The sequence below is a fragment of the Haloplanus salinarum genome (assembly GCF_009762275.1).
GTDB lineage: Archaea > Halobacteriota > Halobacteria > Halobacteriales > Haloferacaceae > Haloplanus > Haloplanus salinarum.
In genome coordinates this window covers 1022031-1036940 of sequence record NZ_CP034345.1, presented here as the reverse complement: position 1 = coordinate 1036940, position 14910 = coordinate 1022031, and the positions used below count along the sequence as shown (strand labels likewise).

Genomic DNA, 14910 nt, shown 5'->3' with positions numbered 1-14910 from the left:
GGTTCAGGCGACGCTCCGGCTCTCGATGACGATTCCCGTCCCGGAGCGGACGGAGTACCCGATGCTGTCTCCGACCTGCTGTCCCATGCCGGCGAACCGTTTGACCGCGATCTGACGGCGGACGTCGTTGCCGACCTCCACCATCTCCAGTTCGAGGAAGACGTCGGCGATGGAGCGGAACGGACCGATCGCCTCCTCGTCGACCGTCGACGGGTCGACGGTCAGGACGATGACCTTTCCCTGGGAGATCACGTCGCGGAAGAACCCGATGATCTCCAGGGCCGCCTGTCGCTCCTCGTTTTGCCTGACCAGCGCCTCGAACTTCGGGTCGTTGCGGAGGATGGCGTCGAACGTGTCGATCACGATCACGTCCGAGTCCCACATCGTCTCGGCGTTCATCAGGCGCTTGAGCAGTTCCTTCCGCTCGCCCTCCCCCTCGTCCGAGAGGCGACCGCCGGTGTCGAAGTCGGCGTGGAGAAAGAGGACGTTCTCGTCCAGCAGGTGATCGACCATGTCGTAGGACAGCGAGTGCATCTGGTCGATGAACCCCCGGACCGTCAGCTCCGTCGAGAGGAAGGTCACCGAGTGTCCCTCCTCGCAGAACCCGTACGTGAACCGCTGGGAGAGGGCGCTCTTGCCCGCCCCGTAGTCGCCCTCGGCGAGGACGATGCTCCCCCGTGGGATGCCGCCGCCGAGTTCCTTGTTGAGGCGGTCGTGATCCTCCAGTCCGAGCGAGAGTAAGTTCGATCCTGTCTGACTCATACGCGGAAGGCAAACACCTCCTCGTCGCCGTTGACGATGATCTTCGCGCGATGGTCGCCGCTCGACAGGTCCGCCCCGCCGATCTCGAGGCGAACGACGTTGTTCGGTCGCCACTCCTCGCCGTCGACGACCGTCACCGTGACGTTCGTGCGGTATTGGCCGTCGACCAGTATCTCGATGAACTGGCTGTCGGCGGGGATGTCCGCCGTCCCGGTGTTTTTCACCAGCAGCGTCACGGTGTTCGTGGAGTTGTTGTAGACGGGGCTGCCGGCGTCGCTGATGATCTCGATGTCCGTCCGCACCTCCTCGGAGACCTCGAGGCTCTGATCGTCGATGCCCTGGCTGAGTCGGGAGATGCCTTGGGTGAACGTTCCGGCCACGCCGGCGGCGATGACCATACTCGCGATGAACAGGATCAGATGCGAGGCCGAAACGCTCGCCATCAGAGCACCTCCACGTCGGCCACACCCGGACCGGTGACGACCTTGATCCGGGTCGGTCGGTCGGAAAGCGACACTTCGAGGTGGAGTCGTTCGCCCGGCAGCCACAGGTCCGTCGACGCGTCGCCGTCGACGCTCCGGGCCGTGAAGTTGTCCCGGTAGTCGTTGTCCACCAAGAGGTCGACGGCCCCGACCGAAAGTTCCGTCGAGCCCTCGTTGTCGACGTCGACGATCAACGTCCCGTTGCCGGCGTCGTACGTGACGTTCGCGATGTCGAGGGCCGTGTTCTGGCGTTCGAGCGCCTCGTCGGCGACGTCCGTTCGGGCGTCGCTCACGCGCTCGAAGCCGTTGGCCGACGCCGTGTAAGCCGTCGAGAAGGCGAGGAAGATGCCGACGAACACGATGGCCGCCGACCCACTGACGCTAAAGCCCAAACGGAACACCCCCGCCGCCGCTCCAGCACTCGAACACGATCGAATCCGCCGTGGAGCCGGTGAGCCGGCTGATGTATCGGAGGCTGGCCACGTGGTGGTCGATGGAAAGCTCCGACGGCGCCCCCGTCACCTCGTCGTCGACGTCTCCGAACCCGTCGAGGAAATCGTGCAGGTCGTCGGCCGCGTCCTCGCCGACCCACTGAATCCGCCGGTAATACTCCACGGCCCGTGCGGCGTCCGCCACGCCGCCCTCCTCGACGAGGTATTCGAGCCACTCCATCACGAGCAGGTCGCTCACGTAGCCCGGTGGCAACCCATCGAGGTAGGGCTTCGTGACCGCCGCTTCCGAGCCGTTCATCAGCGTGTTGGCGGCGAACTGGAGGTCACCGGCGCCGTCGGCGTTCGCCGCCGCCTCGGCCGCCCGCTCGGCGGCTTGGGCGTCGACCTCGCCGGTCGGTTCGTCGTCCGGAGCGTCCGGCGACGTCTCAGTCGGCTCCGGATCCGGCTCCGGTTCGGGCTCCGCCATCGGTTCCCCGTCACCCTCCCTGCCGAAGTCCTCGTCCACGCCGCCGAAGTCGGCGTCGTCACCGAAGTCCTCGCCGACGTCGCCGAAGTCGTCGTCCACGTCGAAACCGTCGTCCGCGTCCCCGTTCGTCGGCTCCTCGGCGAACTCCTCGTCGAAGGCGTCGTCCGCGTCCCCGTTCGTCGGCTCCTCGTCGAAGGCGTCGTCCGCGTCCCCGTTCGTCGGCTCGTCGTCCGCCCACTCGGCGTCGCCGCTCTCGTATTCGTCTTTCAGTTCCTCGAACGATTTGCCGGAGTCGTCGTCGGAGTCGTCGGAATCCTCGGCCATGGTTGTCTCGGTGGTCGGCGCGTCGTCGGTCGGTTGCTCGAAGTCGTCGTCGAAGTCGCCTTCGTCCTCGTCGAGGAAGTCGTCGTCGAAGAACTCCTCCGCGTCGGCACCGGCGATGTCGTCGTCTAGATCCTCCTCTTCCTCGTCGTCGCCATCGTCGAACAGTCCGAGGGACCCGCCGCCCCCGCCGTCGAAGCCGCCGCCACCCTGGGCGTCGTCGACGAACGGATTGACGCCACGGGTGACCATCTCGTAGATGTCGAGCAGTTTGCGAACGTTCTCCTCGACGTCCTCGACGGTGTTGCTGATCTCCTCGTTCTCGCTCCGGATGGTGCTCACCGTCGAGGAGAGGCTGGCGACCTCGTTTTCCATTTCGTCGATCCGCCCCTCGAGTTCGGCGGTCGCGGCACCGCCGTCGTCCCCCTCCTCGAACCCGAGTTCGTCGTCGAAGCTGTCGTCCCCGAACTCGTCGTCGCCGAACCCGCCGAGGTCGTCGTCCTCCTCCTCGAAGAGCATGTCGTCGTCGCCGTCGCCGTCGCTCTCGGGCGCCTCGTCGTCCCCGCCCAAGAAGCGCTCTAGGAGCTCCATCCGACACCTCCCGCGGTCCGGGCCGTCGAACCCATTCTAACGCGTAATATATTGATCTCGCGTACTTTAACCGTTCCCCTTCAGTTATCAATATTGATACGTGTGTGACGCGCGTCTGTCAGAGCTGACGCTCGTCGCCGGCGCTTTTGACCACGAGGACACCGGTATCGCCGCGGAAGCGCAGCGACCGCCCCGAGTCGCCGCCGACGTCCGCGGCGACGACGGGAATACCGAGCCGTTCGAGGGTCGCTCGACCCACCGCGACGTTGCGCTCGCCGATGGATTGCTCCTGGCTGTCGAACTCGAACATGGCGCTCCCGCCGGCCAGCTTGGCCGTGATGTCGTCGACGGAGCTTCCCTCTCGGCGCATCTCGTCCACCACCGCGGCGATGCCCGTGTCGGCGAACTTCGCGACCTCGTCCGCGTCGCTGGGGGCGGTCGGTAACATCGTGTGTGCCAGGCCGGCGACCCCTGCCGACTCGTCGAAGAGGCCGACACCGAGACAGGAACCGAGCCCGCTCGTCGTCAACACGGCGCCGTCGCCGGTGACCGCGAAGTCGGCGATGCCGACGCGTCGGCGGGTCTTCCCCGAGTCCGCTTCCCGGCCGTACGTCTTCATCTCAGAGTTCCCGTCCCCGGTTCATATCAGAACAACGACTCTTGATCGGCTTCGAGTTGGTCGCTTCGCTCGACCAGCAGCGAGTCGAGTGCCTCCTTGAGTTTCCGCTCGTCGGGGATGGCGTAAAGTTCGCAGTTGAACTCGCCTTCGGGGGTGACCACCGTCGAGTCCATGAGGAAGGCGTACTCCTGGGACCGGCCGAGGCGGCCGGCGATGGGGCTGAGGATGGCCCTCCCCATGTCGTGGACCAGTTCGGGGGGCGTGTGGTCGATGCTCGTCTGGAGGACGTTCGCCCACCCGTCGATGAACCCGCTGGTCATGATGTTACCGAGTTCCTCGATGGCGCTTTCCCCCATCTCGCCGAGCGGTTCGTCGAGCTCCATCGGCACCGTCGCGTCGACGATGGTGCGGGCCGACGGCTCGTCGAAGAGGATCGCGAGGTATCCGCCCGGCGTCCCCTTGAACTCCATAACCGTCCCGACGTACACCTCGTCTCTGGCCGTGTTGGGGACGTCCTCGATGGGGACGAAGCTGAGCCGGCTCACGTCCACGTCCGTCTCGATGCCGGTCATCGAGGAGACGTTCTCGGCCGCCCGCTCGGCACCCTGTCGGGTCATCTCGTCGAAGACGGTCAGCTTGTCCATCGGGATCGCGTCCTCGTGGTCGTCGCTGGCGGCGAGCATATCGGCGAAGGCGCCGTACTCCGGGAGCATGTAGATGTAGGCGTCGATCTCCTGATCGACGGCCGTCATCTGGCTCTCGAAGACGAAGACGTGTTCCTCGTCGGCCCGGTCCAGGGCGCCGTCCGGAAGCACGTCGGTCCCCGCACGCTCGACGTAGTTCGGCGGGCTCATGTCCACGCTCGTCCCGAGGTAGTCGGCCCACCCGTCGACGAACCCGCCCATCATGATGTTGCCGATTTCGTTGATCCCGCTCCGAGCCATCTCGTCGAACTCGTCGTCATCGCCGGCCGACGCCCCCGGAACCAGGACGTCGACGATGCTCGCGGCGCTCTCGCGGTCGAAGGCGAGCGCCGTCTCCCCCGACAGGCCGCCGCCGAGACCGATCTGGACGCCCACGAACTCCGTTCCCCCGAAGACGTCCTCCACGTCCTGTTTCGACATCAGCGTGACGTTGGTCACGTCGACGTACGTCTCGATCCCCGTCATCTGGGTCAGCGACGCCGCGGCGTGTTCCGCCCCCTCCTGTGCGAGGCGGTTGTACGTGCCGAGCGACTGGATATCGACACGCATGATCAGGCCACGACGTCGTCGATGGCTTCGAGCACGTTCGGTTTCTGGAACGGTTTCGTGATGTAGCCGTCCGCACCGGCCTTGACGGCGTTTTTCATCTTCTCCTCCTGGCCGACGCTGGTACACATGATCACGTTCGCGTCCGGATCGCTGCCGGTGATCTCGCTCGTCGCCTCGATTCCGTCACGGATCGGCATCACGATGTCCATCATGACTAAGTCCGGATCGTGTTCACGGTAGAGTTCGACCGCCTCGACCCCGTTTTCCGCCTCATCGACGATCTCGAAGTTCTCCTCGAGGATCTCACGCAGGAGATTACGCATGAAATCCGAGTCGTCGACGATGAGTACTTTCGGTGGCATCTGTCCCGTGAATTCGGGAGTCGCTAAATAAATACTCGGACGCGATTCTCAGCGCTGATACGGGATCGGGCTCAGTCCTCGGACAGCGTGACGGCTTCCTCGTCGGAGACGGCCTCGATCAGGTCGCCGATGGAGTCCTCGCGGTCCAGCTCGTACCGCTTCAGGAGGCCGGTGAGGGTCCCGACCGGGTAGCGGACGGAGACGTTCGACTCGGCCAGCAGGATGCCGAGCACCTCCTCGACTGGGGTGCCGCCGCCGACGTGCTGGGCGTACCAGATCAGCAGCGACTCGAAGCTGGTGACGACGTCGTTCGAGACGACCTGGTGGCGGCTGACCCCGTCGTCGAACTTCGCCGTCGCGTGAAAGCCGTACTGGGCGTCGATGCCTCGGAAGTGGTCTTCGAGCCATCGGTTGACGTCCATCTCGGTGAGTTCGGGGTCCTCGCTCTCCGTCCCGTCCTCGCTCTCCGCTCCGGTCTTTCGGGCGTCGATGGCGTCCGCCCGGCGCTGTGCGGCCTCGTCACTCATCGACTCTCCCGTGGAGACGAGAAAGCGCCCGTCGTCGAGTTCGGAGACGTTGTCGTGTCGCGTGAGGTCGAGTTCCTCCTCGGTGATCACCTTCCCGCGTTCCGAGACGGAATCGTCTGGATCCGATGGCATACCCTGTGCAGTGTTTCCACTTGCGGTGCGTGAAAATATAAAGATTCGGTGCCGCGCCGCGAGGGTCGAACGGGGTTACAGTTCGACCGACTCTTCGCCGGAGAGCGACTGGGGCACCTGGATGCGGATGATGCTCGTGGCACCGCTCTCGGTGTTGATCCGGAGGGTGGCCGTCTCACCCGGCCCCAGCGGACCGTTGCTGAACTGGTCGTTGTAGTCGAGTGCGGTCATGTTGATGGTGACGACCAGCCGGTCGGTCCGACTGTTGAGGATCAACCCGGATCCGCGGCTCTCGTTGAGAGAGTCGTCGTCGTCCTGGAGCGCCCGGGTCCGGTCGTCGGGACCGGTCGCCCCGCTCCGGTTGATCGCCGTATCGTTGGTGAACGCGAAGCGATCGGTGCCGTTCGGGCCGACCAGTTCGAAGGTGGTCGCGCTCATATTGATGTCGCTCGCGCCCGGGGCCTTCTGGACCACCAGCGACACCTCGTTCACCGCCCGAGACGTGTTGTCGAGCGACGTGTTCGCCTGCGACTCGGTCAGGGTGACGTTGTCGCTCGTGTTGTAGTACGAGACGTTGCCGGTCTTCGACACCGGTTCGAGGCGGTCGGTGACCTGTGCGCTGCTCTGTTGTCCGGTCTGTTCTGACTGGGTCTGGAGGAAGCCGGCCGTGTTGATGAGGACGCCGGCCGCGATCGCCGCGACCAAGACCATCGCGATGAACACGATGAGCGTCCCGATACCGACCTGCCCCCGCTCTCGTTCTTCGAACATGTGTTGTGGTCCCCGAGGCGACGGTGTCCCGGGTTCTACACGCCAGTTGTCGAACCGCCGTGTTAAACCTATAGACCAAAATATCACGGCTGAAATCCGGGGGCGGCGAGCCGGTGGCTGTCGGAGTTGGGAAAAACGAAAAGCGTCGCGGATTACAGTTCGACCGACTCTTCGCCGGAGAGGGACTGTGGCACCTGGATGCGGATGATGCTGGTGGCGCCGCTCTCGGTGTTGATGCGGATCGTCGCCGTCTCACCGACCTTCAGCGGACCGCCGGCGAACATCTCGTTTTGCGCGAGTTCGGTCATGTTGAGCGAGACGACGAGTCGGTCGGTGCGGCTGTTCAGGATGAGGCCGTCACCCTGCGACTCGTTGAGGGAGTCGTCGTCGTCCTGGAGCGCCCGGGTCCGGTCGTCGGGACCGGTCGCCCCGCTCCGATTGACGACGGTCTCGTTGGTGAACGCGAAGCGGTCGGTGCCGTTCGGACCGACCAGTTCGAAGGTGGTGGCGCTCATGTTGATGTCGCTCGCGCCCGGGGCCTTCTGGACCACCAGCGACACCTCGTTCACGGCCAGGTACGTGTCGCTCCGCGACAGGTTCTGCCTGGACTCGTTCACGATCACGTCGTCGCTCTGGTTGTACACCGAGACGTTGCCGGTCTTCGACACCGGTTCGAGGCGGTCGGTGACCTGTGCGCTGCTCTGTTGTCCGGTCTGTTCTGACTGGGTCTGGAGGAAGCCGGCCGTGTTGATGAGGACGCCGGCCGCGATCGCCGCGACCAGGACCATCGCGATGAACACGATGAGCGTCCCGATACCGACCTGCCCCCGCTCTCGTTCTTCGAACATGTGTTGTGACCCCCGGGACTATGCTGTCCTGGGTTCTACACGCCGGTTGTCGAACGGCCGTGTTAAACCTATAGACCAAAATATCACGGCTGAAATCCGGCGACTGCAAGCCGACGGCTGGTCGGTGGGTGGAAAACGAAGAAGGCGACGCGGGCTTAGAGTTCGACCGACTCTTCGCCGGAGAGGGACTGTGGCACCTGGATGCGGATGATGCTGGTGGCGCCGCTCTCGGTGTTGACGCGGATCGTCGCCGTCTCACCGGCTTCGAGCGGGCTGTTGACGAACGGATCGGTGTTGGCCGTCTCGTTGAGGTCGAGCGTCACGACCAGCCGGTCGGTCCGACTGTTCAGGATCAACCCGCTCCCTTGAGACTCGTTGAGGGAGTCGTCGTCGTCCTGAAGCGCCCGGGTCCGATCGTCGGGACCGGTCGCCCCGCTCCGGTTGACGACGCTCTCGTTGGTGAACGCGAAGCGGTCGGTGCCGTCGGGTCCGACGAACTCGAAGGTGGTGGCGCTCATGTTGATGTCGCTCGCGCCCGGGGACTTCTGGACCACCAGCGACACCTCGTTCACCACGAGCGACTGATTCTCCTTCGAGAGGTTCGACGCCGAGTCGGACACTATCTCGGTATCCTCACTCGAATTACTGGCGTACGTGCTGTTGTACACCGAGACGTTGCCGGTCTTCGACACCGGTTCGAGGCGGTCGGTGACCTGTGCGCTGCTCTGTTGTCCGGTCTGTTCTGACTGGGTCTGGAGGAAGCCGGCCGTGTTGATGAGGACGCCGGCCGCGATCGCCGCGACCAGGACCATCGCGATGAACACGATGAGCGTCCCGATACCGACCTGCCCCCGCTCTCGTTCTTCGAACATGTTGATGTGTAACCCGGGGTCGTGGGTCCCGCGGGCTCTGCCTGAACGTACTCGAAGGAAGTGATAAAGGTACGTCCCCAGATATCATCGGTGAAAATGAACGCCTGAACCGGTTGAATCCCCAGAAACGCCCCCACGGTCGCCACGGCTCAGTCGTAGATGATGAGACTGTACACGACGAAGATGAACCCGAGGGAGGCGAGGCCGTTGTTGACCAAGAGTAGGGAGCGGACGCCGTTGAAGTCGTTGATGAACGCGCTGATCGCCGTCGCGATCGCCGCGGCGGCGATCAGGCTGAAGCCGAGTGACACGTGGATCATGGCCCGGCGGGTCGTCTGGAGGTAGGCCTTGATGGCCATCCCGACCATCGTCAGCCCGGAGACCACCAACACCGCCGTGGCGGCGAAGTAGAGGGATTCGACGACTAACATTGTCTCGACCGAGTCTTGGTGTATCCGGTTATAAATCTGGCCGTGATATTCTCAGGTATGATAGACACTCCCGAGAGCGACCGTCCGCCACGCGTATGACAGTACGATTTATTGTTCAGGGCCGTATCTAAACTGATAACGAATGGACGGAACCGAGATGTTGCGGGTTCTGGGCAACGAGTACAACCCCCAAATACTGAGTTTCGCACACGAACCACGCTCGGCCCAAGAGCTCAGCGACGAACTCGACGTACCGATCGCCACCTGCTACCGCCGTATCGAGGAACTCACCGACGCGAACCTCCTCGAACACCACGACCGGGTGCTGTCGGACGAGCGACGACGAGTCAACGTCTACCGGCGGAACATCGAGGAGGTCGTCGTGAACTTCTCGGAGGGGGAGGTCTCGGTCGACGTCGAGGAGCGACGACAGGTCACGAACCGACTCGACGAGGCCTGGCGGACGCTCTCGGAGTGATCACTCGCCCGGGAACGAATCGTTGCCCCCGCCCATCATCGAGAACCCCGCCGCCCGTTCGTGGACGGTGATGCCACCCTCGTCGATGTCCATCGGGAAGATATCCGTCTCGATGTCCTGTTTTCGCATCTTGGCGACCCAGATATACCGGTTGACCCCCGACTCAGTCGGGGTCTGGATCAGGTAGATGTTCCCGTCGGTTAGGAAGTTCTCCAGCCCGATGTCCTGTTCCGGGAACACGGCGGACTGCTCGGCGATGAGCAGCGAGGTCAACCCGTTGGCCTTGAGGATATCCGAGAACTTCAGCAGGTACGTCCGCTTCTCCTGTTCGTCCTCGAAGAACAGTTCGAACATCGTCAGCGAGTCGAGGACGAGCCGTTCGTACTCCGTCTCCTCGAACGCCGCCAACAACCGGTCGAGCGTCGAGTTGAAGTCGTTGTGTCGCAACAGCTCCTGTTTGTCGTAGATGAGGATCTGATCGTCCTCCACGAGCTCCCGCCAGTCCGCGAAGCCGATGGATTCGGCCGCCTGGGCGATGTCCTCGGCGTTCTCCTCGAACGAGAGGTAGATCCCCTTCTCGTCGAACTTGGTCACGCCGTTGTAGATGTACTGCAACCCGAGGATGCTCTTCCCGGTCCCCGGGTTCCCGCTGATCAGTACCGTCGCGTTGTCGACGATGCCGCCGCTCAGTATCGAGTCCAACCCCTCGATTCCCGTTCGCGTCAGGTCAGTCATTGCGGTACAGTTACGCGGACTGACTGAAATAAATTCGCAACGCTGGCGGCCCACCGAATCGTCGGCCCGCTCCCGCCGATTTTCACCTCTGAGAACCCGGACGCAACCTATTTGACGCCGCCGGGACACTCTCCGTCGATGAGGCTTTCCACCGGCGTGGACGGTTTCGACGAACTCGTCGACGGGGGACTCCTCCGGAATCGGTTGTACATCCTCAGCGGACCGCCGGGAAGCGGGAAGACGACGTTTTCCTCGCAGTTCGTCACCGAGGGGGTGCGTGCCGGCGAGAAATGTCTCTATCTGAGCATGCACGAGACCGAGGAGGAGTTGGTCCACGACATGAGCGCCTACCAGTTCGGCTTCGAGAAGGCGGCTCACTCGGGCAAACTCCAGTTCCGGAACGTCTTCGACTCCAACGCCAAGCGACTGTTGAAGGGACCGGGCGGCAACGACTTCTCCTCGGGCGTGAAGAACATGACGAACCGGCTCGTCAGCTTCATCAACTCCCGGGAGATCGACCGGCTGGTCATCGACTCGACGATGATCCTGCAGTATTTCTACCCCGACAACCACGAGGCATTCGTCCAGTTTCTCACGTCGCTGAAGCGCGTCGACGCGACCACCCTGCTCATCTCCGAGATGACCGATCCCACGTCCTACGCCGACGAGCATTACCTCGCCCACGGCGTCATCTTCATGCACAACTACCTGGAGGGCGGGGGAATGCACCGCGGGGTCCAGATCGTCAAGATGCGGGGGACCAGCATCGACAGCAACATCCACGCCATCGAGTTCGAGGACGACGGACTCCACGTCCGTCCGGAACAGCAGATTCAGGCCTGATATGTACGAATCCGAGTTCGACACCGAGTGGGACGACCTCGACAAGGCGGACGCGCTCGAACGCGCGTTCGCCCTTGGTGTCGCTCGAAGTCTCGGCGAACCGAACCGCGAGGAGTACCGGCGCGTGTGTGACGCCGCCGATACGACCTACGAGCGGAGCCTGATCGAACTGTCCTACGAGGAGGGGCGACGCAAGGCGTCCGGCCGGACCGCCGCGGAGTCGACGACAGTGTGGGAGGAACTCGTCGTCGACACCGACGACGTCGACGTGTCGCCCGGCAACGAGGATCCGCGCGGCTCGCCGGACGGGCCGCCGGGGATGTTCTCGCGGCCGGATCCGACCGCCGTGCCGGAGGACGGACTCGACCGGGTTCGACTGCCGGAGTTCCTCCGACGGCGCTGAACGCGGTCCGTCCGTCGTCCCGTTCGCCGGTCCATCGCCGTCCTCGACCGCCTGACGACTCATACGAATTACTGTAACTGTGTACCGGTGGTTCGCCGGACCACGCTGGCGAACCACCGGTAACGACGTACAATAAACAGTATCAGGCGTCGGAGCGCATGAGTTCGCCCGGCTCCGTCCAGATGACGAACTCACCGTCCTCGTCGCGTTTGACCACGCCGTTGATCCACGGTTCGTCGACCGGCGATTCCTTGACCTCCGCCAGCGAGACGGTCGAGACGCGCCGGACGCCGTCGACCGCCCACCCGACGCTCCACTCGTCGTCCATCTGCGCCGAGTCGAAGACGACGATCAGGTCGCCGTCGTCCTCTTCCTCCGCGGCCAGCGTCTCCTTGGGATCGATGACCGTCGTGATGTCGCCACGCAGGTCGATCACCCCCTCCACGAACGGCGGTGCGTTCGGGATCCGTGTGACCGTCCCCCGCTCGACGATCTGTTCGATGAATGAGATGTCCAGGCAGTACCGCTCGTCGCCGAGGACGAACTCCAGGACCGAGATGGTCTCCTCGTCGGCCGTCCCGCCCTCGTCCCGGCCGTCGTCGGTTTCGACGTCGGGACCGTCGCCGAACGATGGTACCGACTCGACGCCGGTGCCCCCGTCGTCGTCCGAGGGCCCGGCCACGTCGAGTTCGCTCAGGGAGGTTTCGATCCGGTCGTCGAGTTCCGCCTCGTCGGCCCCGTCCGCCGCCTCGGCGACTTCGGCCGCCGAGGGGCCGTTCTCTTCGCTCATTCCCATCCCCCGTCTCGCCGGCCGTTCTCGCGTGCGCGCTCCGAGCGCGTCGTTGTCGATTCCCGCGTCATGTGTTCGTTGCACCGTCGTTCACGCCACCCCGTAATAAGTTCCGTCGTCGGGTTCTCAGGACTGATACTCCACGCACCTCCGGCCGTCTCATACTGTTTATTGTGAGTCATTACCGGTGGTTCGCCGAGGCGGTCCGGCGAACCACCGGCAACCAGTCACAATGATCCGTATCAGTCCGTCGCCGGGTCGGCGTCGCCGAGCGCCAGGTCGCTTCCGGGGCCGGTCGCGACGTACCGGTCCCAGAGGACGAGCGTCGTCGGGAGGACGAGGATCGACGACAGGTACGAGTAGAGGACGCTCAGTGCGATCAGCAGGCCGAACTGGCCGAGGATCGGCGAGATGGCGAGCCACAGCACGCCGAGGCCGGAGACGGTCGTCAGCATGCTCCCGGTGAGGGCGCCGCCGGTCCCGCGGACGGTTTCGATAAGGGCGTCGTCGACGTCCGTCGCCCCGTCGTACTCCTCGACGAACCGGTGGAGGAGGTGCGCCGAGTAGTCGATACCGAGGCCGATGGCGATGGAGAGGCTCGTCCCGGTGAGGACGTTGAAGGGGATGTCGAGATAGCGCATCGTCGAGGCGAGGGCGGCGACGGTGACGGCGATTGGGAGGACGTTCACCAGCCCCAGCGAGGGGCGCCCCTCCAGGACCGCGTACACCAGGATCAGGAAGGCGGCCGCGGCGACCAGCGCGATGACGAGACTGCGGAACGCCGACTCGCCGATCACGTCGGACACCGCCTTCAGAACGATGACGCCGCCGGTGGCCGTCGCTTCGAAGCGGACCCGGTCGGCCACCTGTCGGGTGTCCTCGGTGACCGCCTCCTGTGAGGCGTCGGCCTCGACGGAGTAGACGATCCGGGCGCTCGTGTAGTCGTCGGTGATGTAGTTCAGCGCCCGGTCGCGCGCCGGCGAGTCGAGCAGCGCGGCGTAGATCGTCCGGAGGTTGTCGTCGGGGATGCCGTTGTCGTTCCGGTCGTTCCGCGCGACCAGCGCCGCGAACTCGGGGTCCCGCTCCGCCCGACTCCGAATGACGGTCACGATGCTCGTCTCCCGGGCGTGACCGCCGTCGGCGACGAAACTCGACGGCGGGTCCTCGCCCGCCCTCCAGAGCGCTTCGAGGGCGTAGTCCTGGTGTAAGGGCCCCTCGACGTAGACAGTCGTGGTGTCCTCCTCGCCGGTCTGGAATTTCCGCTCCAGGAAGTTCGTCGTCTCGGTGACGGTGTAGTCCCCGGGGCGGAACGGCTCCGGAACGTGGTCGAGATACGCCGGCGGCTCCTCGGGTGGGAGGAAGTCGTCCTGCGTGAACCGGCTGTCGACGCCGGCGCCGTACTGGCCCATCACCGCCGTCGAGACGAGAATGACGACGAGGAATAGCCGGGGGGCTCCGCGGGCGATGTAGACGCCGACGGGCAGGACGCGCCCGAGCAGCGATTGCTCGGAGCCGAGCGCGGCCGAGCCGAACTCGGGAACGCCGAGGCGCTCGCGCCAGCGGTCGGCGAACACCTTCGTCGCCGGCAGGAAGACGCCGAACACGAAGAAGGTGAAGACGATGCCGACGGCGGCGACGATGCCGAGTTCGCGGATCGAGCTCAGACCGCTGCTCAGGTTGGCCGCGAAGCCGAGGACGGTCGTCCCCGTGACGATGAAGAAGGCGACGACGAGCTGGTCGGTGGCGATCCGCATCGCCTCGCGGACGCTCACGTCGCCCACGTGCTCCTCGCGGTAGCGGTTGATCGCGTGAATGCCGAAGTCGATGCCCACTGCCAACAGTAGGGGGGGGATGGCGACCAGCAACTGAGAGAAGGCGATGCCCGCGAGGCCCATGAAGCCGAACGTCCAGAGCATCGCCATGCCGAGCGAGACGAGTCCGAGCAGGAGGTCGACCGGATCGCGGTAGGCGACGATCAGGAAGAGGAGGATGAGCGCGAGCGCCGCCGGAATCACCAGCCCGAGCGAGTCGTTGATGACGTTGCCCAGTTCCTCGCTCGTGATGCCGCTCCCGAAGACGGTGATGTCACCGCCCACCGACGAGACGATATACTCCGCGCGGAGTTGGATCGACGTGAGGGGGCTCGACCCGCTCGTCCCTGGCCCCTCGCTCGCCCCGCCGGGGAGGCGGTGGGAGACGGTACCGATGGTCGCCGACGCCGACGCCGATCGGGCGTTGTAATCGTCGCTGAGGAGGGCCCGCAGCCCGGGATCGTCGGCGACGGTCGTCCGCACCGCGCGATCGATCTCGCCGGGCGTCGATCGTTCGACGGCCCTGATCTCGTCCTCGATGGAATCCGCCGACGGGTCGAGGGTCCGCGCGACGGCGCGGGCGACGCTCGTCGTCCGCTCGACGTTGAGGTCCGGCTTGTCGGCGAGGCGTCGTTGGGCCTCCAGCATCCGCAACAGTTCGGGCTTCGAGAGGACGTTCGCCCCCGACTGGATCAACTGCGTCGTCCCGGAGTCGTCGCCGAAGGTGACGCGCTCGAAGTTGTCGTTGACCGCCTGCAGCGCCTGCTCGGCGGGGACGTCCTCGGTAAACTGGTCGGTGCCGGAGTCGGTGCCGCCGCCGCCCAAGCCGAGGACGAACAGCCCGGAGACGAGCAGGAACAGGAGGATGACGCGACCGGGACGGTCGACGATCCACGAATCGAGGGTGTCGACGAACCGCTGGGAGTCGACCCGGATGTCGTCGATACTCGGTGCCACGTGT

The 14910-nt window shown here is 64.8% G+C and carries 18 protein-coding genes; 3 read left to right on the top strand and 15 right to left on the bottom strand.

Annotation, left to right across the window (positions count from 1 at the left end; translation table 11 throughout):
- Positions 1-3: 3 nt before the first annotated feature.
- The 12 genes from EI982_RS06580 to EI982_RS06525 all read right to left on the bottom strand — a co-directional run bounded on the left by EI982_RS06580 (position 4) and on the right by EI982_RS06525 (position 8889).
- On the bottom strand, positions 4-762 hold the full coding sequence (locus EI982_RS06580) for an archaellum protein ArlH (protein ID WP_157688763.1): 759 nt from the start codon (positions 760-762) through the stop codon (positions 4-6).
- Positions 759-1205 (bottom strand): archaellum stator protein ArlG, encoded by a 447-nt coding sequence (locus tag EI982_RS06575; protein WP_157688762.1) that lies wholly within the window; start codon positions 1203-1205, stop codon positions 759-761. Before EI982_RS06575 ends, EI982_RS06580 begins: the two co-directional genes overlap by 4 nt.
- On the bottom strand, positions 1205-1636 hold the full coding sequence (locus EI982_RS06570; RefSeq protein ID WP_157688759.1) for an archaellum stator protein ArlF: 432 nt from the start codon (positions 1634-1636) through the stop codon (positions 1205-1207). Before EI982_RS06570 ends, EI982_RS06575 begins: the two co-directional genes overlap by 1 nt.
- Entirely contained in the window at positions 1626-3074 is a 1449-nt protein-coding gene (locus EI982_RS06565; protein ID WP_157688757.1) for a FlaD/FlaE family flagellar protein, read from the bottom strand. The genes EI982_RS06570 and EI982_RS06565 overlap by 11 nt, the downstream gene beginning before the upstream one ends.
- A gap of 118 nt (positions 3075-3192) precedes the next feature.
- Positions 3193-3693: a chemotaxis protein CheD gene (locus EI982_RS06560; RefSeq protein ID WP_157688755.1), complete on the bottom strand. Its 501-nt coding sequence runs from the start codon at positions 3691-3693 to the stop codon at positions 3193-3195.
- Positions 3694-3719: 26 nt separating this feature from the next.
- Positions 3720-4946: a chemotaxis protein CheC gene (locus EI982_RS06555; RefSeq protein ID WP_157688754.1), complete on the bottom strand. Its 1227-nt coding sequence runs from the start codon at positions 4944-4946 to the stop codon at positions 3720-3722.
- A gap of 2 nt (positions 4947-4948) precedes the next feature.
- Entirely contained in the window at positions 4949-5308 is a 360-nt protein-coding gene (gene cheY, locus EI982_RS06550; RefSeq protein ID WP_157688752.1) for a chemotaxis protein CheY, read from the bottom strand.
- A gap of 71 nt (positions 5309-5379) precedes the next feature.
- On the bottom strand, positions 5380-5967 hold the full coding sequence (locus EI982_RS06545; protein WP_157688750.1) for a DUF7500 family protein: 588 nt from the start codon (positions 5965-5967) through the stop codon (positions 5380-5382).
- Between the two features lie 75 nt (positions 5968-6042).
- Complete coding sequence (locus tag EI982_RS06540; protein ID WP_157688748.1) at positions 6043-6738, bottom strand: flagellin; 696 nt, start codon at positions 6736-6738, stop codon at positions 6043-6045.
- 152 nt (positions 6739-6890) lie between these two features.
- Positions 6891-7586: a flagellin gene (locus EI982_RS06535; RefSeq protein WP_157688746.1), complete on the bottom strand. Its 696-nt coding sequence runs from the start codon at positions 7584-7586 to the stop codon at positions 6891-6893.
- A gap of 155 nt (positions 7587-7741) precedes the next feature.
- Positions 7742-8458 (bottom strand): flagellin, encoded by a 717-nt coding sequence (locus tag EI982_RS06530; RefSeq protein WP_157688744.1) that lies wholly within the window; start codon positions 8456-8458, stop codon positions 7742-7744.
- 149 nt (positions 8459-8607) lie between these two features.
- Positions 8608-8889: a DUF7521 family protein gene (locus EI982_RS06525; protein ID WP_157688742.1), complete on the bottom strand. Its 282-nt coding sequence runs from the start codon at positions 8887-8889 to the stop codon at positions 8608-8610.
- A gap of 142 nt (positions 8890-9031) precedes the next feature.
- On the opposite strand from EI982_RS06525, the gene EI982_RS06520 reads away from it, so the two are divergent.
- The gene (locus EI982_RS06520; protein WP_157688740.1) at positions 9032-9367 is read left to right on the top strand and encodes a winged helix-turn-helix domain-containing protein; all 336 of its coding nucleotides are present in this window, start codon (positions 9032-9034) and stop codon (positions 9365-9367) included.
- Here the strand turns inward: EI982_RS06520 and EI982_RS06515 are convergent, their stop codons facing one another.
- Positions 9368-10102, bottom strand: a complete 735-nt coding sequence (locus EI982_RS06515) for an RAD55 family ATPase (protein WP_157688738.1) — start codon at positions 10100-10102, stop codon at positions 9368-9370.
- 138 nt (positions 10103-10240) lie between these two features.
- Here EI982_RS06515 and EI982_RS06510 point away from each other — a divergent pair, with 138 nt between their 5' ends.
- Positions 10241-10945 (top strand): RAD55 family ATPase, encoded by a 705-nt coding sequence (locus EI982_RS06510; protein WP_157688736.1) that lies wholly within the window; start codon positions 10241-10243, stop codon positions 10943-10945.
- 1 nt (position 10946) lies between these two features.
- On the top strand, positions 10947-11348 hold the full coding sequence (locus EI982_RS06505; RefSeq protein WP_157688734.1) for a DUF8057 family protein: 402 nt from the start codon (positions 10947-10949) through the stop codon (positions 11346-11348).
- A gap of 142 nt (positions 11349-11490) precedes the next feature.
- Here EI982_RS06505 and EI982_RS06500 read toward each other — a convergent pair whose 3' ends face one another.
- Entirely contained in the window at positions 11491-12138 is a 648-nt protein-coding gene (locus tag EI982_RS06500) for a chemotaxis protein CheW (RefSeq protein WP_157688732.1), read from the bottom strand.
- A gap of 242 nt (positions 12139-12380) precedes the next feature.
- Positions 12381-14906 (bottom strand): efflux RND transporter permease subunit, encoded by a 2526-nt coding sequence (locus tag EI982_RS06495; protein WP_233255300.1) that lies wholly within the window; start codon positions 14904-14906, stop codon positions 12381-12383.
- Positions 14907-14910: the final 4 nt, after the last annotated feature.